The organism is Pseudomonas sp. F-14 TE3482 (assembly GCF_053629455.1).
Window position 1 is genome coordinate 5,946,509 of sequence record NZ_JBRJII010000001.1, and the last position, 23,854, is coordinate 5,970,362.

Consider the following 23,854-nt stretch of genomic DNA (forward strand, 5'->3'; position numbering starts at 1 on the left):
TAAGGGGGGTGCTCCTAAAGGTCTAAAAACCTAAAAAACCTAAAATGCTAAAACTCTAGAATCCTAGGCTGGATAACAAATCGTCCACATCGTCCTGACCGGACACAACGTCTTCTCTTTTATCGGCATGAATCTGCGGACCTTCACCCTGAGAGAGATGTTTTTGCGGATCTTTTTCAGCCAGCATCGCTTCACGGTCATGTTCGATACCCGCAAAGCGGTCGACCTGACTGGCCATGAGCACGAGCTTGAGCAGGTTGCTTTCAACTTCGGTGACCAACTGGGTCACGCGCTTGATCACCTGACCGGTGAGGTCCTGGTAATCCTGGGCCAGCAGAATGTCGTTGAGGTTGCTCGACACGACGCGGTTGTCTTCACTGCTGCGGGTCAGGAAACCATCGACCCGCCGGGCCAGTTCACGGAACTCTTCAGCCCCGACTTCGCGACGCATGAACCGTCCCCAATCCGTGCTCAGCGCCTGAGCTTCGTCGCTCAGGCTGTTGATCAGCGGCGTGGCGTTTTCCACCAGGTCCATGGTGCGGTTGGCCGCGGCCTCGGTCAGCTTGACCACATACCCCAGGCGCTCGGTGGCATCCGTGATCTGAGACACTTCCTCGGCTTGCGGCATGTGCGGGTCAATCTGGAAATTGACGATCGCGCTATGCAGCTCGCGGGTGAGCTTGCCCACTTCCTGATACAGGCCGCGGTCACGGGTCTGGTTGAGCTCATGGATCAGTTGCACAGCGTCGCCGAACCTGCCTTTTTCAAGGCTTTCGACCAGTTCGACCGCGTGTTTTTTCAGGGTCGACTCAAAATCGCCCTGTGAAGATTCGTTATGCTCCATAGCTCCCCCGTGACGGACTGGCTTTGCACATCAACCGATGCGTTCGAAGATCTTTTCAATCTTGTCTTTCAACGCTTGAGCCGTGAATGGCTTGACCACATAGCCGTTCACGCCCGCCTGAGCGGCTTCGATGATTTGCTCGCGCTTGGCTTCGGCCGTGACCATCAACACCGGCAGGTGTTTGAGTTTTTCATCGGCACGCACGTGGCGCAGCAGATCAATACCGGTCATGCCGGGCATGTTCCAGTCCGTTACCAGAAAGTCGATGCTCCCGCTGTTGAGGACCGGAATCGCGGTAATACCGTCATCCGCCTCGACCGTGTTGGTGAACCCAAGGTCACGCAACAGGTTTTTTATGATCCGCCGCATCGTTGAGAAGTCATCAACGATGAGGATTTTCATATTCTTGTCCAATTCGACCTCCAAGCAGTCTTAAAACGCGCGCAGCACCTGAACGCGCCGTTCAATCAATTCGGCGTAACACTCAACAGTTGTATGGATTACAACGGGCCGTGGCCGATGCAGCAAAATGCCGTACCCACCTCGTTCGCAGTGTCCCCACACTGCCTGTCAGCGCGCTCGCCACTCCCCCAAACGCCCCCGCAAACGGGCCGCGCACTGGCTGTGTAACTGGCTGACCCGCGATTCGCTGACCCCCAGGACCTCACCGATTTCCTTGAGATTCAACTCTTCGTCGTAGTACAGCGCCAACACCAGTCGCTCACGCTCCGGCAAATTGGCAATCGCGTCCGCCAGCGCCGCCTGGAAGCGTTCATCTTCCAGATCGCGCGACGGCTCGAGATGAGCACTGGCGCCATCCTCGTGCAGCCCTTCGTGTTCGCCGTCCTGCAACAGATCGTCGAAACTGAATAACCGGCTACCGAGGGTGTCGTTCAAAATCCCGTAATAATCGTCGAGACTCAATTGGAGTTCGGCCGCAACTTCGTGATCTTTAGCGTCACGGCCGGTTTTAGCTTCAATCGAGCGAATTGCGTCGCTGACCATACGGGTATTGCGGTGAACCGAACGTGGCGCCCAGTCCCCCTTGCGCACTTCATCGAGCATCGCGCCGCGGATTCGAATGCCCGCGTACGTCTCGAAGCTCGCGCCTTTGCTGGCGTCGTATTTGGTTGATACTTCAAGCAGGCCGATCATCCCGGCCTGGATCAGGTCTTCGACCTGGACACTGGCCGGCAAACGCGCCAGCAAGTGATAGGCAATGCGTTTGACCAGTGGCGCGTAACGCTCGATCAGCTCGTACTGCGCGTCACGTGCCGACTTCTTGTAGAGGTTGTAGCCACTGGCTGTCATAGGACGGGTCCTGCGGTCTGTTGCACGAGGCGCTCGACGAAAAACTCCAGGTGCCCACGCGGGTTGGCCGGCAGTGGCCAGGTATCGACCTTCTGCGCAATGGCCTTGAACGCCAGGGCGCACTTGGAACGCGGGAAGGCTTCGTAGACAGCACGCTGCTTCTGCACGGCCTTGCGCACGCTTTCGTCGTAAGGCACGGCACCAACGTATTGTAAGGCGACGTCGAGGAAACGATCCGTGACCTTGGTCAACTTGGCGAACAGATTGCGGCCTTCCTGCGGGCTCTGCGCCATGTTGGCCAGGACGCGGAAGCGGTTCATGCCGTAGTCGCGATTCAGCAATTTGATCAGCGCGTAGGCGTCGGTAATCGAGGTCGGCTCATCGCACACCACCAGCAGCACTTCCTGGGCTGCGCGAACGAAACTGACTACCGAGTCACCAATCCCCGCAGCGGTGTCGATCACCAATACGTCGAGGTTGTCGCCGATGTCACTGAAGGCCTGGATCAGGCCGGCATGCTGGGCGGGGCTCAAATGCACCATGCTCTGGGTGCCGGACGCCGCCGGGACGATGCGGATGCCGCCGGGTCCTTGCAACAGCACGTCGCGCAGCTCACAGCGGCCTTCGATCACGTCGGCCAGCGTGCGTTTGGGTGTCAGTCCCAGCAGGACGTCGACGTTCGCCAGTCCCAGATCGGCATCCAGCAGCATGACGCGCCGGCCGAGCTCAGCTAGAGCCAGGGACAAGTTCACTGACACGTTAGTCTTCCCGACGCCACCTTTGCCGCCGGTCACCGCGATCACCTGTACGGGATGCATGCTGCCCATGTTATTTCTTTACCTTGTCTTACTTAGACGGAGGCCACATTACTGGCTGCGCGTTCATCAACGGAACAATGCATGGCAGACCATCGATGTAGGTACAAAAACTGTTCATTAGTACCTCAGCCAACCTGCTTGGTCGGGCTGTGGTAAATATCAGCGAACATGTCAGCCATGGCTTCTTCGCTGGGTTCTTCCTGCATTTGCACGCTAACGGCGCGGCTGACCAACTGATGACGACGCGGCAGATGCAAATCATCCGGAATCCGCGGGCCATCGGTCAGGTAAGCCACCGGCAGTTCATGACTGATGGCCAGGCTCAACACCTCGCCCAAGCTTGCCGTTTCATCCAGTTTAGTCAGGATGCAGCCGGCAAGGCCGCAACGTTTGTAACTGTGATAAGCGGCGGTTAGAACCTGTTTCTGGCTAGTGGTTGCCAAGACCAGATAATTTTTTGATTTGATGCCCCGTCCGGCCAGGCTTTCGAGCTGCATGCGCAGTGCTGGATCGCTGGCTTGCAGGCCGGCGGTATCGATCAGCACTACGCGTTTGCGCAGCAAAGGCTCCAGCGCCTGCACCAGCGATTGGCCCGGGTCGACGTGGGTGACCGACACGTTGAGGATGCGGCCCAGGGTCTTGAGCTGTTCCTGAGCGCCGATGCGATAGCTGTCCATGCTCACCAGCGCGATGTTTTGCGCGCCGTACTTGAGCACATAACGCGCTGCGAGCTTGGCCAGCGTGGTGGTCTTGCCCATGCCTGCCGGGCCAACCATCGCAATCACACCACCCTCTTCCAGTGGCTCGACTTCCGGAGTGGCGATCATCCGCGCCAGGTGCGCGAGCAACATGCGCCAGGCCTGACGGGGTTCATCAATATCGGTAATCAGTGCCAGCAGATCGCGCGACAACGGGCCGGACAGACCGATGCGTTGCAGGCGACGCCAGAGGTTGGCCTGGGCCGGACGGCTGCCTTGCAGCTGATTCCAGGCCAGCGAGCCAAGCTGCACCTCCATCAGTTCACGCAAGCTGTTGAGCTCGAAACGCATCGAATCGAAGGCTCGCGGGTCAACTCCACCGGAGGCTGGCGCGGGGGCTGGTGCAGCACGACGAGGTTCAGCGTAAGTCGGTTCGATCAGCGGCTCGGCGGCGGTCAGCGGCAGGCCGGCGAACAATTGGCGATTGGTGCTGTTGTCGCTCTCGCCATCGCTACGCAGGCTCAATTCGGCCTGGGCGGTTACGATCCGCGACTGAGTCTTGCGCAGCTCGTCCTCGAGCTCCATGTTCGGAACACGCGGGGCCAGCGCCGACAATTTGTAATCCAGGGCGGCCGTCAGCTCGACACCGCCGGCAATCCGGCGATTGCCAATGATGGCGGCATCAGCGCCCAGCTCATCACGAACCAGTTTCATGGCCTGACGCATATCGGCGGCGAAAAAACGCTTAACTTGCATAAACCACTACCTCAGCCGTTGGGCCCTACTGTCGCAACGATGGTCACTTGCTTGTTGTCAGGGATTTCCTGGTAAGCCAACACATGCAAACCCGGGACTGCCAGTCGGCCGAATCGCGAGAGCATCGCGCGAACCGGACCGGCCACCAGCAGAATCACCGGTTGACCTTGCATTTCCTGACGCTGCGCCGCTTCGATCAACGAACGTTGCAGTTTCTCTGCCATGCTTGGCTCCAGCAGAACGCCCTCTTCCGAGCCTTGTCCTGCCTTCTGAAGACTATTGAGCAATATTTGTTCCAACCTTGGCTCCAAGGTGATCACAGGCAGCTCCGACTCAGTGCCTACAATGCTTTGGACGATTGCACGGGATACGCCGACGCGCACCGCGGCCACCAAAGCGGCAGTATCTTGACTCTTGGCGGCGTTATTCGCGATGGCTTCGGCGATGCTGCGAATGTCCCGTACCGGCACCTGTTCGGCCAGTAATGCTTGCAAGACCTTGAGCAGCTGCGACAGCGTAACCACCCCCGGCACCAGTTCCTCAGCCAGTTTCGGTGAGCTTTTGGCCAGCAATTGCATGAGTTGCTGGACTTCTTCGTGGCCGATCAACTCGCTGGAGTGCTTGTACAAAATCTGGTTCAAGTGGGTTGCCACGACTGTACTGGCATCGACCACGGTGTAGCCAAGGGATTGCGCCTGGGCACGCTGGCTGATTTCGATCCAGACCGCCTCCAGACCAAAAGCCGGATCTTTGGCGGTAATGCCGTTGAGCGTGCCGTAGACCTGCCCCGGGTTGATCGCCAGTTCGCGGTCCGGGTAAATCTCGGCCTCGGCCAGGATCACGCCCATCAGGGTCAGGCGGTAGGCGCTTGGCGCCAGGTCGAGGTTGTCACGGATATGCACCGTCGGCATCAGAAAGCCCAGGTCCTGGGACAGCTTTTTACGCACCCCCTTGATCCGTGCCAGCAACTGACCACCCTGGTTGCGATCCACCAGCGGGATCAGGCGGTAGCCGACTTCCAGGCCGATCATGTCGATCGGGGTCACGTCATCCCAGCCAAGCTCTTTGGTTTCCTGAGCGCGGGCCGGCGACGGCAACAGTTCCTGCTGACGCTTGACCTCTTGCAGGGCCTGAACCTTGACCGTGTTCTGCTTCTTCCAGAACAGATAAGCGCCGCCGGCCGCCAAGGCGGCCATGCTGAGAAAGGAGAAGTGCGGCATGCCTGGCACCAGGCCCATCACCGCCATCAAGCCAGCGGCCACTGCCAAGGCTTTCGGCGAGGCGAACATCTGACGATTGATCTGCTTGCCCATGTCCTCCGAGCCGGAAGCCCGGGTCACCATGATCGCAGCGGCAGTCGACAACAACAGTGATGGCAATTGCGCCACCAAACCGTCACCGATGGTCAACAAGGCGTACACCCGACCGGCATCACCAAAGGTCATGCCGTGCTGGAAGATACCGACCGCCATGCCGCCGATCAGGTTGATGAACAGAATCAGCAGGCCGGCGATGGCGTCACCGCGCACGAACTTGCTGGCACCGTCCATCGAACCGTAGAACTCGGCTTCCTGGGCCACTTCCATCCGGCGCAGTTTCGCCTGGTTCTGATCGATCAGGCCGGCGTTCAAGTCGGCGTCGATGGCCATCTGTTTGCCCGGCATTGCGTCGAGGGTGAAACGCGCGCTCACCTCGGAAATCCGCCCGGCACCCTTGGTCACCACGACGAAGTTGATGATCATCAAAATCGCGAAGACCACGATACCAACCACGTAGTTGCCGCCGATCACCACCTCACCGAAGGCCTGAATCACCTTACCGGCGGCGGCATGGCCATCCTGACCGTGGAGCATTACCACCCGTGTCGAGGCCACGTTCAACGCCAGTCGCAGCAACGTCGCCACCAGCAGAATGGTCGGGAACACCGCAAAATCCAGCGGCCGCAAGGCGTACACGCAGACCAGCAACACGACGATGGACAAGGCAATGTTGAAGGTAAAAAACACGTCCAGCAGGAACGGCGGCACCGGCAACATCATCATGGCCAGCATGACCAGCAGCAACAGCGGCACGCCCAGATTGCCCCGACTGAGGTCGGCAACGTTTGTGCGTGCAGTGTTGATTAACTGAGAGCGATCCACCGGTTTTCCCCGTTTCTTTAAAGCAAACTTTTGACGCCTGAAGCAGGCGCAGGGCGGCTATTGCAAGAAGCCTTCCAACTTTTGCCGAGCAAGGGAATAGAGGGCTGTTTCAGGATTTGTATTGCTTGAACCGACGCCTTCGCGGGCAAGCCTCGCTCCTACAGGTTTTGAGTCAGTCGCGACATAGGCGAACGACACGAGACTGTAGGAGCGAGGCTTGCCCGCGAAGAGGCCAGTATTTCCAACACAACAATCAGGAATCGCGGCGCAAATCCGGTGGAATCGGCAAATCATCCTGGAGCGGATCCGGACGTTTGCCTTTGCCGGCGCGGTACTGGCGAATCTGGTAGACGTAGGCCAGTACCTGGGCGACCGCCAGATACAGCCCACCGGGGATTTCCTGCTCCAGCTCGGTGGAGTAGTAGATCGAACGCGCCAGCGCCGGCGATTCGAGTAGCAGCACATTGTTGGCCACGGCGATTTCGCGGATTTTCAAGGCAAGGAAATCGCTACCCTTGGCCAACAGCACCGGCGCATTGCCTTTGTCCGGATCGTACTTGAGCGCCACGGCATAGTGAGTCGGGTTGGTGATGACCACATCGGCCTCGGGAATGGCCGCCATCATTCGCCGCTGCGACATCTCGCGCTGCAACTGGCGAATGCGCTGCTTGACCTCTGGTTTACCTTCCTGATCCTTGTGCTCGTCGCGCACTTCCTGCTTGGTCATCAGCAGCTTCTTGTGGCTTTCCCAGAGCTGCACCGGCACGTCGACCGCAGCGATGATGATCAGCCCGCAAGCCATCCACAAGGTGCTCCAGCCGACCAATTGCAGGCTGTGAATGATTGCCATGTCCAATGGCTCGTGGGCGATGCGCAGCAGATCGTCGATGTCCGCCGACAAGACCGCCAACGCCACGAATAACACGATAAAAAATTTCGCCAGGGCCTTGAGCAACTCCACCAGAGCCTTGGCCGAGAACATCCGTTTCAGGCCTGCGCCGGGGTTCATGCGACTGAACTTGGGCGCCATGGAGCCGGCCGCAAATAGCCAGCCACCCAGGGAGATCGGACCGATCAGCGCCGCCAACAGCATGGTGATCATCACCGGCTGAATCGCAATCAGGGCAATCTGCCCCGAATGCAGCAGATAAGTGCCCATGGAGCGCTGATCCAGAATCACTTCCCGCGACAGCGTGAAGTTCATGCGCATCAGCTCCATCATGTCCTGCGCCAGGGCGCCGCCAAAAATCAGCAACCCACCGGCACCGGCGAGCATGACCGCCAGAGTATTGAGCTCCTTGGAGCGCGCAATCTCACCCTTCTCACGGGAGTCCTTTTTGCGTTTCTCCGTGGGGTCTTCTGTTTTGTCCTGACCGCTTTCGCTCTCAGCCATGACTCAGCGCGCCCGTGCCAGTTCGCGTAACAACTGCAAAGCCTCGGCGGCCAGCGGTTGATACTGATTGAGAATGTCCGCCAGGCCGACCCAGACAATGAACAGCCCGAGCACCAGCGTCAGCGGAAAGCCGATCGAGAAGATGTTCAACTGCGGCGCCGCACGGGTCATCACGCCAAACGCAATGTTGACCACCAGCAACGCCGTGATCGCCGGCAACACCAGTAACAGCGCCGCACCGAGCACCCAGCCGAGTTTGCCGGCCAGTTCCCAGAAATGATGGACCATCAAGCCGCCGCCGACCGGCAGCGTGGTGAAGCTTTCGGTGAGCACTTCGAACACCACCAGATGGCCATTCATCGACAGGAACAGCAGGGTCACCAGCATGGTGAAAAACTGCCCGATCACCGCCACCGACACACCGTTCGTAGGGTCGACCATCGAGGCGAAGCCCATGCCCATCTGGATCGCAACAATTTGCCCGGCAACCACGAAAGCCTGGAAGAACAGTTGCAAAGAGAATCCCAGTACCGCACCGATGATGATCTGTTCGGCAATCAGCAGCAGCGCACTCAAGTCCAGCGCATTGACGGCGGGCATGGGCGGCAGCCCCGGCGCAATGACCACGGTGATCGCCAGGGCGAAATACAGGCGCACGCGAATGGGCACCAGCGTCGTGCCGAAAATCGGCATGACCATCAACAACGAACCAATGCGAAACAGCGGCAACATGAACGTTGCCACCCAGGTGCTGATCTGGGTATCGGTCAACTGCAGCAGCGACATGGCTTAACCGATGACCTGAGGAATACTGTGGTACAGCTGCAGGATGTATTCCATGAAAGTCTGCACCAGCCACGGACCGGCAACGATCAGCGTCACCAGCATCACCAGCAGGCGCGGCAGGAAGCTCAGGGTCTGTTCGTTGATCTGGGTGGCGGCCTGGAACATCGCCACCAACAAACCCACCAGCAAGCTGGGAATCACCAGCACCGCGACCATCATGGTGGTCAGCCACAGCGCTTCGCGAAAGATGTCTACGGCCACTTCCGGCGTCATGGTGAAACGCCGCCAAAGCTGCTGGCCAAGGTACCGATGATCAACGCCCAGCCATCCACCAGCACAAACAACATGATTTTGAACGGCAGGGAAATGATCAGTGGCGAGAGCATCATCATACCCATCGCCATCAACACGCTAGCCACCACAAGATCGATGATCAGGAACGGGATGAAGATCATGAAGCCGATCTGGAACGCGGTTTTCAGCTCAGAGGTCACGAACGCCGGCACCAGAATCGTCAGCGGTGCCTGATCAGGCGAAGCAATGTCAGTGCGCTTGGACAAGCGCATGAACAGTTCCAGATCGCTGCTGCGAGTCTGGGCCAGCATGAAGTCCTTGATCGGCACCTGGGCCTTGGTCACGGCATCCTGAGCGGTGAGTTTCTCCGCCAGATACGGCTGCAAGGCATCCTGATTCACGCGATCGAACACCGGCGCCATGATGAACATGGTGAGGAACAACGCCATGCCGGTGAGGATCTGGTTCGACGGCGTCTGCTGCAAGCCCAGGGCCTGCCGCAGGATCGAGAACACGATGATGATCCGGGTGAAACTGGTCATCAGCATGACGAACGCCGGGATGAAACTCAGCGCAGTCATGATCAGCAGAATTTGGAGGCTGACCGAGTATTCCTGAGCGCCTTCGGCGTTAGTGCCCAAGGTGATTGCCGGGATCGACAACGGATCGGCGGCGAACGCCAGCGGCGCGGCCAGCATCAGGGCCAGCGTCAAGACGATGCGTAACGCACCCATTACTTCTTATCCTTCTGATCCTTGCCGAGCATCTTCAGCAGATGCTGGGCAAATTCCGGCGTGGCTTTCTCGGCATTTTCCGGCACTTGCACCGGTTCCTTGAGCACATGCAACGCGGTGATGTTGCCGGGGCTCAGGCCGAGCAGAATCTGTTCGTTGCCGACCTGCACCAGCATCAAACGGTCCCGGGGACCCAGCGCGCGCGAACCGATCAGCTCGATCACCTGCCCCTTGCCGGCCGGCCCAGCCTGCTGGACCCGGCGCAGCAGCCAGGCGAGGAAGAAGATCAACCCCAGCACCAGCACCAAGCCGAATACCAATTGCGTCAATTGCCCCGCCACACCGCTGCTGACGGCCGGCGTGGCGACCGCTGTCGCAGCTGTCGTTACCGGCTCGGCCGCCAACGCGCTGAACGGCAAGGCCAGCGCTAACCCCAGCACAAAACCCGGAACCTTTTTCACTCAGCGCAGCTTCTTGATGCGTTCGCTTGGGCTGATCACGTCGGTCAGGCGGATGCCGAACTTTTCGTTGACCACCACCACTTCACCGTGGGCGATGAGCGTGCCGTTGACCAGCACGTCCAGCGGCTCGCCGGCTAGACGGTCAAGCTCGATCACCGAACCCTGGTTGAGTTGCAGCAGGTTGCGGATGTTGATATCGGTGCTGCCGACTTCCATGGAAATCGACACCGGAATATCGAGGATCACGTCCAGGTTCGGACCGTCCAGCGTCACCGGATCGTTGTTCCTCGGCACGCTGCCAAACTCTTCCATCGGCAGACGGTTGGACGGCGAACCGGCGGCGTCGGCGGCCAGCAAGGCATCGATATCGTCCTGCCCGGCGTCACCAGTTTCTTGCAGGGCCGCAGCCCACTCATCAGCCAGTGCCTGGTCGTCCTGGGCGTTCATATCGTCGTTCATCATTTGTCCTCGGCGGGCACCTGCTCAATCAAGAGCAGTCAATTAAAGGGGGGGGTGGAGCGCCGGTCAGCGGCGCTCGATCGGCTCGATCACTTGCAACGCGAGGTTGCCCTTGTGCGAGCCCATCTTGACCTTGAAGGCCGGTACGCCGTTGGCGCGCATGATCATTTCTTCCGGCATCTCGACCGGAATAATGTCCCCGGGCTGCATGTGCAGGATGTCGCGAAGGCGCAGCTGACGGCGGGCCACGGTGGCACCGATCGGTACATCGACGTCCAGCACGTCCTGGCGCAAGGCGTTGATCCAGCGCTCGTCCTGATCGTCGAGGTCCGACTGGAAGCCGGCGTCGAGCATTTCGCGCACCGGCTCGATCATCGAATACGGCATGGTCACGTGCAGGTCGCCGCCACCACCATCGAGTTCGATGTGAAACGTCGACACCACGACCGCTTCGCTCGGGCCGACGATGTTGGCCATGGCCGGGTTCACTTCCGAGTTGATGTACTCGAAGTTCACTTCCATGATCGCCTGCCAGGCTTCCTTCAAATCGACGAAGGCCTGTTCCAGCACCATGCGCACCACACGCAGTTCGGTGGGGGTGAATTCACGCCCTTCGATCTTCGCGTGACGGCCATCGCCGCCGAAGAAGTTGTCCACCAGCTTGAACACCAGTTTGGCGTCGAGGATGAACAGTGCGGTGCCGCGCAGCGGTTTGATCTTGACCAGGTTGAGGCTGGTCGGCACGTACAGCGAGTGCACGTATTCGCCGAACTTCATCACCTGCACGCCCCCGACGGCAACGTCCGCCGAGCGGCGCAGCATGTTGAACATGCTGATGCGGGTGTAGCGGGCGAAACGCTCGTTGATCATTTCCAGGGTCGGCATGCGTCCACGGACGATGCGATCCTGGCTGGTCAGGTCGTAGCTTTTGACACTGCCGGGTTCGGCAGCGTTATCGGTCTGTACCAGACCATCGTCAACGCCATGCAGCAGCGCATCGATCTCATCCTGGGACAGCAGGTCCTGCACGGCCATGTCGTGTTCCTACTGCAGTACGAAATTAGTGAAAAGCAACTGTTCGATCACCACTTTGCCAAGCTCTTTCTGCGCCACTTCCTGGACGCTGGCCGTGGCCTTCTGACGCAACATTTCCTGGCCGACCGGGGTCGCCAGCGTGGCGAAATCCTGACCGGAAAACAGCATGACCAGGTTATTGCGAATCACCGGCATGTGGACTTTGAGCGCTTCCAGATCGGCCTGATTGCGGCCCTGCAGGGTAATGCTCACCTGCATGTATCGCTGGCGGCCGTTCTGGTTGTAGTTGGCCACGAACGCCGGCGCCATGGGTTCGAAGATCGCCGGCTGCTTGCCGATCACCGCCGTTTCAGCCACGGGGGCAGGCTTGCTCTGGGCGCTGTGCATGAAGAACCAGGTCGCCCCCACGGACAAGCCGATCGCCAGCAACAGGGCCACGACGATCACAATGATCAGCTTGATTTTGCCTTTGGTTGCGGGGTCTTTCACGGGTGCTGCGTCGCTCTTAGCCATGCCAATAATCCGTCACTATTCGGGTTTTCACAGTCGCACGGCAAGGCAAGAGCAAGTGTTATGCCAGAAGTGTCTGGAGGGAGTTGAGGCGCGGGGTTAAGAGGCACCACAAAACAAATGTGGGAGCGGGCTTGCCCGCGATGAGGTCGTCACATTCAACATATAAGTCGAATGTTAGATCGCCATCGCGGGCAAGCCCGCTCCCACAAGGGGTGTTGCGCTTGATCAGGCGTAGTAGTCGACGGCGCTCGAACCAATCACGCTGGTAGCCGTAGCAGCCACTTCGGCAACAGTCGGCGCAAGCTCTTCATCGGCAGAGTCGAGGCGACCGCCACTGGCGTTGGCACGCCCACCCTGCCCCTGTTGAGCCTGTTCCTGACCCTGCCCCTGCCAGCCACGGGACTGATCGGAAACGTTGACGTCGACCTGGCCCATGCCCTGCTGCGCGAACATGTCACGCAGGCGATGCATTTGCCCGTCGAGCGCTTCACGAACGCTTGGATGGGCACTCATGAAGGTCACCTGGGTCTGCTGATCCGGAACCATGTTCACCCGAATATCCAGGCGCCCCAGCTCGGCCGGCTGCAACTGAATGTCGGCCGCCTTGAGATTGGCGCTGGACAGGTACATGACCCGGTTGACCACCTCTTCGGTCCAACCGCTCTGATGCATGGCGATTGGCTGGTTTACCGGTAATGCATTGGCAGTCTTCGGCGTTGCCGCCTGGGTCAATGCCGCCAGACGGTTGGCGAAATCATCGACACGGGTATCGCTGCTGGCGGACTTGAGATCCTTGAGGCCGTCATCGATCAGGCCACTGAAAGCCTTCTCGCCGCCCTGGCGGGTGCTGTCCTGGTCGGCTTGCACATCGAGCATGCCCGCCATGCCCGTGGCAAAGTTCTGTGCCGAAGTTGGCTCGCCGTCGACTTGAACCGAGGTCGGTGCCGCCTTAGGCTGGGCCTGGCTGGCGGGCGAAACGTGCCCGCCCTGCTCCATGGCCATGCGCACGGCTGGCAGCGCATCGAGAGGATCGGCTTCGGGATCGAAATCCGGATCGATGGTTGCAACAGTCTGTGCCGCAGCCGCAGTAACGACGGCAGCGACAGGTGCCTCAACTTGTGATTGCGCAGTGACCACAACTGTTGGCGTTTCCAGCACAGGAGCTGGCAACACCGGCTGCACCACCAACGCAGGATCGAGGGCCGGATCGACAGGCGCGGTATCGGCCACCGGCGTCGACGCCTCGGCCGTATCCGACGCGTCATCGCTGGCCGTCTTGTCGTCAGCCTGCGCCGGTTTATCGGCGGGCAAGGATTTGCCGCTATCGGCAACCGTCGGTTCCGGGGCGGCAGACTTGTCGTTGCTCACGTCCTTTTTGCCGACGCTGTCCGAGACTTTGTCGCGTGCGGGTTTAGCCGAGCCGTCCGCCATGGCGGAGGGTTTATTCTGCGCCTGATTGGCATAGACCTGAGCGAAGCTGGAGGCCTTGTCCCCGGGCTCGGCCGTCAGCGCCGGTGCATTGGCGGACGCGGTTTGAGCCTTGGCCGTCGTGGCGGCCTGAAGAAGGATGTTTGGGGTAACGGGCATAAAACGGTCTCCGCTGCACTGGGATCGTAGGTACAGTTGAGTAAGTTATTAGCAAGGGTCGAGCCAGCTTTGTTCGCTGGCTGCTAAAAGCGCCGGACGGATGCTGGTTCAGCCAGGGAACGCTGGCGTTCCGCTTCGTAGAGCGGTCGGACAATAGCGAATTCGCCGTCAATGTCATCAATGAGCCGTTCAATGCCGACAAGACTCTTTTCTTTGGCACGCTGCTCCAGCTCACCGCACAGCTTGGCCAGATAACTGGCGCCCATGTTGCTGCTGCTACCTTTGAAACTATGGGCAGCATTCATAAGCTGCGCGGCGTCCTCGGCCTTTCGCAGGACGCGTAAACGCTCTTCGGAATCGGCGAGAAAGGTATCGAGCAATTCTGGATACCCGTCCTCCATCACTTCCTGCAACGCGCTCAGCACGTCACGGTCCAGATGTGTGTCGTCCACTTGTTCACTCCTTGATCAAGAATGCCTGGCATTATGCCAGAGCCTCCCAGAAAAACTCCACGCGAGCACTTCTTCCATTATCGGACCAGGTCGCATGATCGCTCAACTGGCGGATCAAATTGACCCCACGTCCTGACAGACGGACGTCATCGACGGGACGCGCCATGACCCGCGCCACATCGAAGCCTTTGCCACTGTCTTCGACCCGGACCACCAGGCAACCGCCCTCGCCTTTTGGCGTCACCTGCAAATGCACCCGCACATAGCCATCGCGCAACTCGTCCAGGCGTGCATTGCGCTGCTGATAATAACGCGCAAAACCTGCCGCATCGCGTTTCAAACTCGAATCCAGGCCCAACACGCCATGCTCCAGAGCATTGGAATAAAGCTCTGCCAGCACACTGTAGAGTGCGCCACTCTGAGCCCGCAGACCATGCACCTCAAGCAGCAACTGCAACAAGTACGGCAGCGGATTGAAGCGCTTGAGGGTGGCGGCGCGGAACTCGAAACTCACCGACCAGTCCAGCGGGCACGACTGGCCGCTGTCGGAATACACTGGCGTCGGTGGGCTCAGTTGCGCGGCCTCCAGCAGACGGACCTCGACCATGCTCACGTCATCACGAGCCTCGCCACGAAAATCCCGCAGTGCCTGCTCGATCTCTTCAAACAGTGCATCGGGCTGACGATTGGTTGCAAACACTTGCTCCAGCCGCTCTACGCCAAACAACTGCTCATTGGCATCACAGGTATCGATCACCCCATCGGACAGCAGGAACACCCGATCGCCGACGGCCATCGGGAACACCTCGGTGCGATCATCGAAGGTTTGCGAGCTCAGTACGCCCAGCGGCAAGTGCCGTGCCGTCAGCGCCGTGCGCTCGCCACTGGCGATACTGTGCAGGTAACCGTCCGGCATTCCACCGTTCCAGACCTCCACCGATCCTCGCTGAAAACTCAGGCACAGCAGCGCCGCACAGCAGAACATGTCCACCGGCAGAATACGTTTGAGCTTGGCGTTCATCTCGCGCAGGGTTTCGGACAAACCGTAACCCTTGGCCGTCATGCCATAGAAGACTTCGGCCAACGGCATGGCACCGACAGCGGCCGGCAAACCATGGCCGGTAAAATCACCGAGCAGCACATGCATGTCGCCAGCCGGAGTGAACGCGGCCAGCAACAGATCGCCATTGAACAGCGCATAGGGCGATTGCAGGTAACGGATGTTCGGGGCATTCAGGCAACCGGAGTGGGCGACCTTGTCGAACACGGCTTTGGCTACCCGTTGTTCGTTGAGCAGGTAATCGTGGTGCCTGGCGATCAGGTCGCGCTGCTCCAGCACCGTGGCTTGCAAACGTCGCAAGCGGTCCATCGCCTTGACCTTGGCCGCGAGGATCACCTGGTTGTAAGGCTTTGCCAGAAAATCGTCGCCCCCGGCCTCCAGACAACGAGCCAGGGCTTCGCTTTCGGTCAGCGACGTCAAAAAGATGATCGGCACCAGCGTTTCGCCGGCCAGCGCCTTGATCTGCTGCGCCGCCTCGAAACCGTCCATCACCGGCATCATGGCGTCCATCAGTACCAGATGCGGTCGTTGCGAGCGAAATACTTCGACCGCTTCGGCGCCATTGGCGGCCGTCAACACTTCATGGCCCTGACGCCGGACGATCGTCGACAGCAGCATGCGATCGGCCGCGCTGTCTTCGGCGATCAGAATCGTCAGCGGTTCGAGCGACTGCATGACGGTCAACTGATGTCGAACAGTTTGTCGAAATTGGAGATGGCGAGGATTTTCTTCACATCGGAACTGCTGTTGACGACGCGAATATCGGAGTTGTCGCCACCGGCGTGATCACGCAGCAAGAGCAGCATGCCCAGCGCCGAGCTATCAAGATAAGTGGCTTTCTTCAGGTCCACCACAATGGAATCGGGTTTCTTGTCGAGTCGCTCGTAGGACTCGCGAAATTCCTGATGTCGACCGAAATCGAATCGTCCCTCGATCGAAATCGTCAGTTTTTTCCCACCCTCAGATACTTCTGTAACGACTGACATTTCACGGCTTCCTTGTCATTGGCGAACGAACGTACGTGTACAAGGTTTAGCACCTGACGGTGGTAGGAGCAAGGCAGGAAATCAGAATCAAAAAATCGCAGCCTTCGGCAGCTCCTACATTGGCCGCATGTAAACCCTATCCTGTAGGCGCTGCCGAAGGCTGCGATCCTTTAAAACCGACACTCAATACGGATCCTGACGCGGCAACCGCTGGGACAGCTCATCGAGCAGCTTCTGCTCGCGCTTGTCTTCCAGTTGCCGCGCTTCATCCCTGTAGCGCTGAACCAGTTTGCGCAAGCCTTCGACCCGGGCAAACGCCTGCTGCCAGGCTTCCCGGGATTTGTTCAGGTTATTTTGGTGCCAGTTCAGGCTCTGACGCTGCTGGTCGATGGCCGTGCCCAATTGCGCGAGAAAACCCTGATAACCCAGCAACCATTGGCCCGACACGCCGCTACTGCCGCGTACGATCCATTGTTCCTGGTATTCGAGGCGGAAGTTTTCCAGGTCGGCGAGTTTGCTTTCCGCCAGGCGAACCTGGCCCTGAAAGTGCCCCAGGCGCAGGACAGCGGTCTTTTCGGCCTTTTCAGCCATTTCCACCACAGGCGCCAGACGTGCTGCGCGGCTCGAGGCCATGACGGGTTAACCGCCCGGCGCTGGCGCAAAGATCGAAGCGAGATGGTTCTCGCTGGCGCCCATGCTGATGTTGTCGTTCAAGCCCTGGCGCAGGTACATGGTCATGGCCGGTTGCAGACTGATCGCGGTATCGGTTTCCCGATCACCGCCGGACACATAGGCGCCGACACTGATCAAGTCGCGGCTCTGCTGATAGCGCGACCAGTATTGCTTGAACGTCTGCGCGTGGTTCATGTGCTTGATGCCGACCACCGACGGCATGACCCGGCTGATGGAGGCTTCGATATCGATGGCCGGGTAATGCCCTTCCTCGGCCAGACGCCGGGACAGCACGATGTGTCCGTCGAGCACACCCCGCGCCGAGTCGGCGATCGGGTCTTGCTGATCGTCGCCTTCGGACAATACCGTGTAGAACGCAGTGATCGAACCGCCGCCCTTTTCAGCGTTACCGGCACGCTCCACCAGTTTCGGCAACTTGGCGAACACTGACGGCGGATAGCCTTTGGTCGCTGGAGGCTCGCCGATGGCCAGGGCGATTTCCCGCTGGGCCTGGGCGAAACGGGTCAGGGAATCCATGAGCAACAGGACGTTCTTGCCCTTGTCGCGAAAATACTCGGCGATTCGCGTGCAGTACATGGCCGCGCGCAGACGCATCAGCGGCGCATCGTCCGCTGGCGACGCCACCACCACCGAACGCTTGAGCCCTTCTTCACCGAGGATGTGCTCGATGAACTCTTTAACTTCTCGACCCCGCTCACCGATCAGGCCGACGACGATGATGTCGGCCTCGGTGAAGCGGGTCATCATGCCCAGCAGCACACTCTTGCCCACGCCAGTACCGGCGAACAGCCCGAGCCGCTGACCGCGACCCACCGTCAACAAACCGTTGATGCAACGAATGCCCACGTCCAGCGGCTCGCTGATGGGTTCGCGCTTGAGCGGGTTGATGGTTGGGCCGTCCATCGGCACCCAGTCTTCAGCCTTCATCCCGCCCTTGCCATCCAGCGCACGCCCGGCGCCATCGAGCACCCGCCCGAGCATGCTCATGCCCATCGGCAAGCGACCGGTATCAGCCAGGGGAACCACACGGGCACCGGGGGCGATGCCGGCGACGCTGCCAACTGGCATCAGAAAGACTTTGCTGCCAGAGAAACCCATGACCTCGGCTTCAACCTGCACCGGGTGATAGCTGTCATCGTTGATGACCATGCAGCGGCTGCCCATGGCGGCGCGCAAGCCTTCGGCCTCGAGGGTCAGGCCGACCATGCGCAGCAGGCGACCTTCGAGGATCGGCGCACTGGCAAGCTCCGTGGCCTCGGCGTAGCTGCCGAGGCGCTTGGCGAAGCTGGTGCGATCAAGGCGCATCGGGATGGTCCAGTGTCGGCTCGACCGGTGTAACCGCAGGTTTTTCGTCGATTGGCAGTTCCAGGCTCAGGTCCGGCGCGGCCGGGTGCAGCGCCTGATCGTGCAATTGATCGAACAGCTTGGCCATGACTTGGGTAACACGGGTCTCGATGGTGGCGTCGATGCGGCTGTGTTCGGTCTCGACCCGGCAGCCGCCCGGCAACAAGGACTCGTCCTCGACAATGCGCCAGGTTTCTTCATGGCGCTCGCGCAGGGCTTTGACCTGTTCGAAATCCTGCGGATTGATGTATAGCCGCACATTGCCCACACCCAGCGGCAAAAGCTTGAGCGCTTCGCGCATGACGTGTTCGATCTGCGTCGAGTCGATGGCCAGTTCGCGCTGAATCACTTGTTTGGTGATGTGCTGCACGAGGTCGACCAGCGACTTTTCGATCTGCGTGTCCTGCTCGGCAATCGGCTCGAACAGGTTGGCCATCAGTTGTTCCAGACCCGCGATCTTGGCCGTCAGGGCCACTTCGGCTTCCTGACGGACCTTGAGCGTGGTGCTGTGGAAACCTTCTTTTTCGCCAACGGCGAAGCCTTCGTTGTAGGCCTCCTGGCGAATGCTCTCGAGCTCTTCGAGGGTCAGTGGCTGGACTTCTTCCAGCGGCACTTCTTCCATTTCCGGCGGTTCGGGTTCCGGTTCCGGCTCGGGTTCCGGCACAAACGGGTCGAAGCTGGGCAACGACCAGATGTCGAAACCACCGACGTCCTTGGCACGGATCAGGTCGGTATTGGACTCATCATGTTTGGACGACATAGTGACCTTAGATCATCTCTTCGCCGCCCTTCCCGCCGAGAACGATTTCTCCGGCTTCGGCCATACGGCGGGCAATGGTGAGGATTTCTTTCTGCGCGGTTTCCACGTCGCTGACGCGCACCGGGCCTTTGGCCTCGAGGTCGTCGCGCAACAGTTCGGCCGCCCGTTTGGACATGTTCTTGAAGATCTTCTCCTTGACGCCTTCGTCCGAGCCCTTGAGGGCCAGCACCAGGACGTCCGAGGACACTTCGCGCAACAGCGCCTGAATGCCACGGTCGTCGACATCGGACAGGTTGTTGAACACGAACATGAGGTCTTCGATCTGACCGGACAGGTCTTCGTCGACTTCGCGGATCGAGTCCATCAGCTGACCTTCGATCGAGCTGTCGAGGAAGTTCATGATGTCGGCCGCACGTTTGATGCCACCCAGGGTGGTGCGCGAGGCATTCGAGTTGCCGGAGAACTGCTTCTCGAGAATCTGGTTGAGTTCTTTCAGGGCTGCCGGTTGCACGGTGTTCAACGAAGACACCCGCAGGATGATGTCCAACCGGACCTTGTGGTCGAAGTTGCCCAGCACTTCACCGGCCTGATCCGGGTCGAGGTAGGCGACCACGATCGCCTGGATCTGCGGGTGTTCGTAACGGATCACGTCGGCGACGGCGCGAGGCTCCATCCACTTCAGGCTGTCGAGACCACTGGTGTTGCCGCCCAGCAGGATCCGGTCGATCAGGCCATTGGCCTTGTCTTCGCCCAAGGCCTGGGTGAGCATTTTGCGCACGTAGTCATCGGAGCCGACACCCAGGCTGGTCTGGTCGCCGACGATGTCGACGAACTCGCTCATCACCTGTTCGACCTGCTCACGGTGCACGTTGCCCATCTGGGCCATCGCCACGCCCACACGCTGGACCTCTTTGGGCCCCATGTGACGCAGCACTTGCGCAGCATCGGTGGAACCGAGGGACAGCAGCAGAATCGCGGCTTTGTCGACCTTGGTGAGTTTGGCGGCAACGGCTCGGTTATCACTCATCTGCGTTAATCCACTCTTTCACGACCTGGGCCACGCGACCCGGATCTTCTGCCACCAGACTCTTGATTGCGTTCAACTGTGCGTCATAGCCTTCGCTCGGGCTCGGCAGCAGGATGCTGGTCGGGCCACCAAGGCTGACGCGGTCGTTGGACAGTTCGCCGTCCAGGCCGCCCATGCCACCGAGCTCCACGTCGCTGCCCAGGCCTGCGAGTTGCTTGTCTTTGCCGCCACCGGTGATGTTGTTGAGCACCGGACGCAGCACACCGAACACCAGCACCAGGATGAACAACACACCCAGCACTTGCTTGACGATGTCCCAGAACCACGGCTGGGAATAGAACGGAATCTCGGCAATCACTTCACCGCGCTCGGCGGAGAACGGCATGTTGATCACACTGACGCTGTCGCCACGGCTGGCGTCGAAACCGACGGCGTCCTGTACCAGACGAGTGAAGCGCGCCAATTCATCGGCGCTCCACGGCGCGCGAGTCGTTTCGCCGTTGGCCGCGTTGACCTTGACCTGATCATCCACCACCACCGACACCGACAGGCGATTCAAACGGCCCTGCTGTTGTTTGGTGTGACTGATGGAACGGTCGAGTTCGAAGTTCTTGGTGGATTGTTGACGCTTGTCCGCCGGGTACGGCGCCAGCATCGGCTGGCCGGTGGCCGGGTCCATGATTTGCTGACCGTTGGCATCGAGCAATGGCTGGCCTGGTTGCACCATGCCGGCCGACGCGGTGGCGCCACCGGTGGTTTGCGGCGCCGAGGCTGGCGATGGAGGCTGGTTGCTCAGGGCACCCGGCACACCTTGCGGGCCATTGCTGGCGGTGCGCTGTTCGTTGACCGATTGCTCACTGCGCAACGCCGGCTGATCCGGGTTGAATTGCTCGGAAGTCGACTCGACGGCGCTGAAATCCACATCGGCCGACACTTCGGCTTTATAGCGATCATTGCCCAACACCGGTTGCAGGATGTTGTGTACACGCTGAGTCAGCATGCTTTCCATGCGACGGCTGTAATCGAATTGCTTGCCGGCCATGGTCAGTTCGGAGTTTTCCGCCTGATCCGACAGCAGGTTGCCCTTCTGATCGACCACAGTGATCTGGGACTTGCTCAGTTCAGGAACGCTGGTGGCAACCAGATTGATGATAGCGACGACCTGACCCGGCTCCAGCGAGCGACCGGAATAGAGTTCAACCAGAACCGAAGCGCTGGGCTTACGCTCGTCACGCACGAACACCGAACTTTTCGGAATCGCCAGGTGCACGCGGGCACCCTTGACGTTGTTCAGACTGGAAATGGTCCGGGCCAGTTCGCCTTCGAGGCCGCGACGATAACGGGTCGCTTCCATGAACTGGCTAGTGCCCAGCCCCTGCTCCTTGTCGAGGATCTCAAAACCGATGTTGCCGTCGCTGGGAGTGACACCAGCGCCCGCGAGCTTGAGCCGCGCACGGGACAGGTCATCGGCCTTGACCAACAAGGCACCGGAATTCGGTTCAACGGTATAGGGGATGTCGGCTGCGGCCAGGGTTTCCATGACCTGCTTGGCGTCCATACCGGCAAGGCTGCCGTACAGAGGCCGGTAGTCTGGCTGCTGGGACCACAACACCACGGCAAAACCAATCGCCACGCTCGCGGCCAGGCCGACCAACAGGCCCACCTGACGCAACATGGTCATCTCGGAGAGGTTTTCCAGGAAGGACAACCCGAACAGCGGCGGTTTGCCGTCTATTGGAGTGGCCTTGGCCGGAACATTATCGGCGATTGCTTCTGCCATGACTCAATCTCGTCCTTAAACCGGCATCTGCATGATGTCTTGGTATGCCTGAACCAGCTTGTTACGCACTTGGGTCAACGCTTGAAAAGACACGCTGGCCTTCTGCGAGGAAATCATCACGTCCGTCAGGTCGACGCCGCTTTTACCGATCTCGAAAGCACTGGCCAACTGATTGGACGCCTGCTGGGTGTCGTTCACTTTATTGACGGCCTGACCGAGCATGTCGGAAAAGCTGCTGCCACCCAATTCAGGGACTGCGGCAGTCGATTTCGGCGCAGACATGGCATCCATTTGCATGGAGCGCATATCCAGCATCAACCGATTGAATTCAATACCTTGGCTCATGGTTTCTCTCTTTGACGAAGCTACGTCTTTGGCTACCCGCAATTTTTTGACACTCACTCGGCGGGTAGTGAGGTGTTAGCAACAAGGGTGCCAGCTCGGTGGCCGCGCCAAACAAAAGCCTTCCAGGCTTTGATTAACCGTGAATCAGCGCAAGACAAATGTGGGAGCGGTGTTGCTTGCGTCAACTTTCAGGTGGCGAACAAGTACGCTTCCACATCCATACCGGCGTCACGCATTTGCGCCAGCTTGTAGCGCAAGGTGCGCGGGCTGATGCCCAGTCGCTCGGCGGCTTCTTTGCGACGGCCGCGCTCGGAACGCAAGGTGTCGATGATCATCTGAAATTCACGGCGCCGCAGGTCATCGCCGAGGGCGCCCGCCGGTTCGGCTTCGACGTCCACCGTACGTGTGGGGGTCGACGCCAATGGCGGCAACGGCGCACATGCCACAGGCCCGGTCAGGCAGAAATCCTGCGGCTGGATCAAACCGCCCTGCTGCAGAATCAAGGCTCGCTGGATCGCGTTATCCAGCTCACGCACGTTGCCCGGCCACGGATAAGCGATCAGGCAAACTTGCGCCTCGGGCGAGAGCTTCGCCGCGGCATGCTTCATTTTATTGACGTGCTTGGCCAACAGTCGCTCGGCCAGCGGCAGGATATCGGCGGTGCGCTCGCGTAGCGGACGCCAGGCCAGCGGGAACACCGACAGGCGATAGTAAAGATCTTCGCGAAAACGCCCCGCCGTCACTTCGGCGGCAAGGTCACGGTTGGTGGTAGCCACCACTCGAATGTCCAGCGTGATCGGCTTGCGTGCGCCGACTCGCTCGACTTCACGCTCTTGCAATACGCGCAGTAATTTGGCTTGAAGGCCGAGGGGCATTTCGGAGATTTCATCGAGCAGAATCGTGCCGCCATCGGCCTGCTCGAACTTGCCGGCCTGCGCCGCAATGGCGCCCGTGAACGAGCCCTTTTCGTGACCGAACAAGGTGGCTTCGAGCATATTGTCCGGGATCGCTGCGCAGTTGATCGCAATGAATGGCTGACTGGCGCGATGAGAATGCTGATGGATGTAACGCGCCAGCACTTCCTTGCCGGTCCCGGACTCACCGGAGATCAACACCGTGGAGTCACTGCGTGCCACCCGCGCAGCCAGTTCCAGCAATTGCGCACTGGCGGGCTCGAATGCCACTGGCCCTTCACTCTCGGTCATCCCCAGATTGCCCAGTGCGTGCCGCGCCACCAGATCGAGCAAGGCTTTGGGCTCGAATGGCTTGACCAGATAATCCGCCGCGCCCTGACGCATGGCGTCGACTGCGCGTTCGACCGCACCGTGAGCGGTCATCAGTAATACAGGCAGTTGCGGCTGACGAGCCCGCAGCAATCCAAGCAGTTGATGACCATCCATGCCCGGCATGTTGACGTCGCTGAGCACCAGGTTAAATGCCTCGGCGCCGACCGCAGCCAGCGCCTCTTCCGCCGAGCCGACCGCCGTATAATCGTGCCCGGCAAGCAGCAGCGTATCGGCCAATGCTTCCCGTAGCGCGCGGTCATCCTCGACCAGTAAAACCTTGATGGCCATGTC

25 protein-coding genes are annotated in these 23,854 nt (G+C 59.8%); all 25 read right to left on the reverse strand.

Translation table 11 applies throughout. From position 1 onward, the window contains the following. Positions 1-55 precede the first annotated feature (55 nt). Complete coding sequence (locus AB7M26_RS26990) at positions 56-844, reverse strand: protein phosphatase CheZ (RefSeq protein ID WP_008072644.1); 789 nt, start codon at positions 842-844, stop codon at positions 56-58. Between the two features lie 30 nt (positions 845-874). Next, positions 875-1,246 carry a chemotaxis response regulator CheY gene (locus AB7M26_RS26995; protein ID WP_008072643.1) on the reverse strand — a complete coding sequence of 124 codons (372 nt, stop codon included), beginning with the start codon at positions 1,244-1,246 and terminating at the stop codon, positions 875-877. Between the two features lie 168 nt (positions 1,247-1,414). Continuing rightward, positions 1,415-2,155 (reverse strand): RNA polymerase sigma factor FliA, encoded by a 741-nt coding sequence (gene fliA / locus AB7M26_RS27000; RefSeq protein WP_007894214.1) that lies wholly within the window; start codon positions 2,153-2,155, stop codon positions 1,415-1,417. Next, complete coding sequence (fleN, locus tag AB7M26_RS27005; RefSeq protein WP_003222917.1) at positions 2,152-2,982, reverse strand: flagellar synthesis regulator FleN; 831 nt, start codon at positions 2,980-2,982, stop codon at positions 2,152-2,154. The genes fliA and fleN overlap by 4 nt, the downstream gene beginning before the upstream one ends. A gap of 116 nt (positions 2,983-3,098) precedes the next feature. Further along, a complete protein-coding gene (gene flhF, locus AB7M26_RS27010) occupies positions 3,099-4,427 on the reverse strand; it encodes a flagellar biosynthesis protein FlhF (RefSeq protein WP_123496053.1) in 1,329 nt (442 codons plus the stop codon). Positions 4,428-4,438: 11 nt separating this feature from the next. Next, positions 4,439-6,568, reverse strand: a complete 2,130-nt coding sequence (gene flhA, locus AB7M26_RS27015) for a flagellar biosynthesis protein FlhA (RefSeq protein ID WP_429386976.1) — start codon at positions 6,566-6,568, stop codon at positions 4,439-4,441. Between the two features lie 253 nt (positions 6,569-6,821). Beyond that, positions 6,822-7,961 carry a flagellar biosynthesis protein FlhB gene (flhB, locus tag AB7M26_RS27020; RefSeq protein WP_123496051.1) on the reverse strand — a complete coding sequence of 380 codons (1,140 nt, stop codon included), beginning with the start codon at positions 7,959-7,961 and terminating at the stop codon, positions 6,822-6,824. A gap of 3 nt (positions 7,962-7,964) precedes the next feature. Further along, positions 7,965-8,747, reverse strand: a complete 783-nt coding sequence (fliR, locus tag AB7M26_RS27025) for a flagellar biosynthetic protein FliR (protein ID WP_123496049.1) — start codon at positions 8,745-8,747, stop codon at positions 7,965-7,967. 3 nt (positions 8,748-8,750) lie between these two features. Beyond that, on the reverse strand, positions 8,751-9,020 hold the full coding sequence (gene fliQ / locus AB7M26_RS27030) for a flagellar biosynthesis protein FliQ (protein WP_007938648.1): 270 nt from the start codon (positions 9,018-9,020) through the stop codon (positions 8,751-8,753). Next, on the reverse strand, positions 9,017-9,775 hold the full coding sequence (gene fliP / locus AB7M26_RS27035) for a flagellar type III secretion system pore protein FliP (RefSeq protein WP_030130550.1): 759 nt from the start codon (positions 9,773-9,775) through the stop codon (positions 9,017-9,019). Before fliP ends, fliQ begins: the two co-directional genes overlap by 4 nt. Then, positions 9,775-10,236 carry a flagellar biosynthetic protein FliO gene (gene fliO, locus AB7M26_RS27040; protein ID WP_123496047.1) on the reverse strand — a complete coding sequence of 154 codons (462 nt, stop codon included), beginning with the start codon at positions 10,234-10,236 and terminating at the stop codon, positions 9,775-9,777. The genes fliP and fliO overlap by 1 nt, the downstream gene beginning before the upstream one ends. After that, the gene (fliN, locus tag AB7M26_RS27045; protein WP_095052254.1) at positions 10,237-10,695 is read right to left on the reverse strand and encodes a flagellar motor switch protein FliN; all 459 of its coding nucleotides are present in this window, start codon (positions 10,693-10,695) and stop codon (positions 10,237-10,239) included. A 66-nt stretch (positions 10,696-10,761) separates the two neighbouring features. Continuing rightward, positions 10,762-11,730: a flagellar motor switch protein FliM gene (fliM, locus tag AB7M26_RS27050; RefSeq protein WP_008072629.1), complete on the reverse strand. Its 969-nt coding sequence runs from the start codon at positions 11,728-11,730 to the stop codon at positions 10,762-10,764. Between the two features lie 9 nt (positions 11,731-11,739). After that, complete coding sequence (fliL, locus tag AB7M26_RS27055; protein ID WP_429386982.1) at positions 11,740-12,243, reverse strand: flagellar basal body-associated protein FliL; 504 nt, start codon at positions 12,241-12,243, stop codon at positions 11,740-11,742. Between the two features lie 225 nt (positions 12,244-12,468). Continuing rightward, complete coding sequence (locus AB7M26_RS27060) at positions 12,469-13,830, reverse strand: flagellar hook-length control protein FliK (RefSeq protein WP_429386985.1); 1,362 nt, start codon at positions 13,828-13,830, stop codon at positions 12,469-12,471. An 83-nt stretch (positions 13,831-13,913) separates the two neighbouring features. Next, entirely contained in the window at positions 13,914-14,282 is a 369-nt protein-coding gene (locus tag AB7M26_RS27065) for an Hpt domain-containing protein (RefSeq protein WP_007894201.1), read from the reverse strand. 31 nt (positions 14,283-14,313) lie between these two features. Next, on the reverse strand, positions 14,314-16,017 hold the full coding sequence (locus AB7M26_RS27070) for an ATP-binding SpoIIE family protein phosphatase (RefSeq protein ID WP_192345714.1): 1,704 nt from the start codon (positions 16,015-16,017) through the stop codon (positions 14,314-14,316). Between the two features lie 5 nt (positions 16,018-16,022). Beyond that, positions 16,023-16,328 carry an STAS domain-containing protein gene (locus tag AB7M26_RS27075; protein WP_123496038.1) on the reverse strand — a complete coding sequence of 102 codons (306 nt, stop codon included), beginning with the start codon at positions 16,326-16,328 and terminating at the stop codon, positions 16,023-16,025. A gap of 183 nt (positions 16,329-16,511) precedes the next feature. Then, complete coding sequence (gene fliJ, locus AB7M26_RS27080; protein ID WP_063342911.1) at positions 16,512-16,961, reverse strand: flagellar export protein FliJ; 450 nt, start codon at positions 16,959-16,961, stop codon at positions 16,512-16,514. A 6-nt stretch (positions 16,962-16,967) separates the two neighbouring features. Continuing rightward, positions 16,968-18,326 (reverse strand): flagellar protein export ATPase FliI, encoded by a 1,359-nt coding sequence (fliI, locus tag AB7M26_RS27085; RefSeq protein ID WP_123496036.1) that lies wholly within the window; start codon positions 18,324-18,326, stop codon positions 16,968-16,970. Continuing rightward, complete coding sequence (fliH, locus tag AB7M26_RS27090; RefSeq protein ID WP_123496034.1) at positions 18,316-19,125, reverse strand: flagellar assembly protein FliH; 810 nt, start codon at positions 19,123-19,125, stop codon at positions 18,316-18,318. The genes fliI and fliH overlap by 11 nt, the downstream gene beginning before the upstream one ends. Before the next feature lie 7 nt (positions 19,126-19,132). Next, a complete protein-coding gene (fliG, locus tag AB7M26_RS27095; protein WP_007894195.1) occupies positions 19,133-20,152 on the reverse strand; it encodes a flagellar motor switch protein FliG in 1,020 nt (339 codons plus the stop codon). Next, complete coding sequence (fliF, locus tag AB7M26_RS27100) at positions 20,145-21,932, reverse strand: flagellar basal-body MS-ring/collar protein FliF (protein WP_123496032.1); 1,788 nt, start codon at positions 21,930-21,932, stop codon at positions 20,145-20,147. The genes fliG and fliF overlap by 8 nt, the downstream gene beginning before the upstream one ends. A gap of 15 nt (positions 21,933-21,947) precedes the next feature. Further along, positions 21,948-22,277: a flagellar hook-basal body complex protein FliE gene (gene fliE / locus AB7M26_RS27105; protein ID WP_008072611.1), complete on the reverse strand. Its 330-nt coding sequence runs from the start codon at positions 22,275-22,277 to the stop codon at positions 21,948-21,950. 188 nt (positions 22,278-22,465) lie between these two features. Continuing rightward, positions 22,466-23,851 (reverse strand): sigma-54-dependent response regulator transcription factor FleR, encoded by a 1,386-nt coding sequence (fleR, locus tag AB7M26_RS27110; protein ID WP_123496657.1) that lies wholly within the window; start codon positions 23,849-23,851, stop codon positions 22,466-22,468. Between the last annotated feature and the right edge of the window lie 3 nt (positions 23,852-23,854).

Coding starts and splice junctions, on each gene's coding strand:
- fleN (WP_003222917.1), bottom strand. CDS start 2,982: ATGGGCAGCATGCATCCCGTACAGGTGATCGCGGTGACCGGCGGCAAA.
- fliI (WP_123496036.1), bottom strand. CDS start 18,326: ATGCGCCTTGATCGCACCAGCTTCGCCAAGCGCCTCGGCAGCTACGCC.
- fliR (WP_123496049.1), bottom strand. CDS start 8,747: ATGTCGCTGCTGCAGTTGACCGATACCCAGATCAGCACCTGGGTGGCA.
- AB7M26_RS27070 (WP_192345714.1), bottom strand. CDS start 16,017: ATGCAGTCGCTCGAACCGCTGACGATTCTGATCGCCGAAGACAGCGCG.
- AB7M26_RS26990 (WP_008072644.1), bottom strand. CDS start 844: ATGGAGCATAACGAATCTTCACAGGGCGATTTTGAGTCGACCCTGAAA.
- fliF (WP_123496032.1), bottom strand. CDS start 21,932: ATGGCAGAAGCAATCGCCGATAATGTTCCGGCCAAGGCCACTCCAATA.
- fliG (WP_007894195.1), bottom strand. CDS start 20,152: ATGAGTGATAACCGAGCCGTTGCCGCCAAACTCACCAAGGTCGACAAA.
- flhF (WP_123496053.1), bottom strand. CDS start 4,427: ATGCAAGTTAAGCGTTTTTTCGCCGCCGATATGCGTCAGGCCATGAAA.
- fliQ (WP_007938648.1), bottom strand. CDS start 9,020: ATGACGCCGGAAGTGGCCGTAGACATCTTTCGCGAAGCGCTGTGGCTG.
- AB7M26_RS26995 (WP_008072643.1), bottom strand. CDS start 1,246: ATGAAAATCCTCATCGTTGATGACTTCTCAACGATGCGGCGGATCATA.
- fliP (WP_030130550.1), bottom strand. CDS start 9,775: ATGGGTGCGTTACGCATCGTCTTGACGCTGGCCCTGATGCTGGCCGCG.
- fliM (WP_008072629.1), bottom strand. CDS start 11,730: ATGGCCGTGCAGGACCTGCTGTCCCAGGATGAGATCGATGCGCTGCTG.
- fliA (WP_007894214.1), bottom strand. CDS start 2,155: ATGACAGCCAGTGGCTACAACCTCTACAAGAAGTCGGCACGTGACGCG.
- fliE (WP_008072611.1), bottom strand. CDS start 22,277: ATGAGCCAAGGTATTGAATTCAATCGGTTGATGCTGGATATGCGCTCC.
- fliH (WP_123496034.1), bottom strand. CDS start 19,125: ATGTCGTCCAAACATGATGAGTCCAATACCGACCTGATCCGTGCCAAG.
- AB7M26_RS27075 (WP_123496038.1), bottom strand. CDS start 16,328: ATGTCAGTCGTTACAGAAGTATCTGAGGGTGGGAAAAAACTGACGATT.
- AB7M26_RS27060 (WP_429386985.1), bottom strand. CDS start 13,830: ATGCCCGTTACCCCAAACATCCTTCTTCAGGCCGCCACGACGGCCAAG.
- fleR (WP_123496657.1), bottom strand. CDS start 23,851: ATGGCCATCAAGGTTTTACTGGTCGAGGATGACCGCGCGCTACGGGAA.
- fliJ (WP_063342911.1), bottom strand. CDS start 16,961: ATGGCCTCGAGCCGCGCAGCACGTCTGGCGCCTGTGGTGGAAATGGCT.
- fliL (WP_429386982.1), bottom strand. CDS start 12,243: ATGGCTAAGAGCGACGCAGCACCCGTGAAAGACCCCGCAACCAAAGGC.
- fliN (WP_095052254.1), bottom strand. CDS start 10,695: ATGAACGACGATATGAACGCCCAGGACGACCAGGCACTGGCTGATGAG.
- flhB (WP_123496051.1), bottom strand. CDS start 7,961: ATGGCTGAGAGCGAAAGCGGTCAGGACAAAACAGAAGACCCCACGGAG.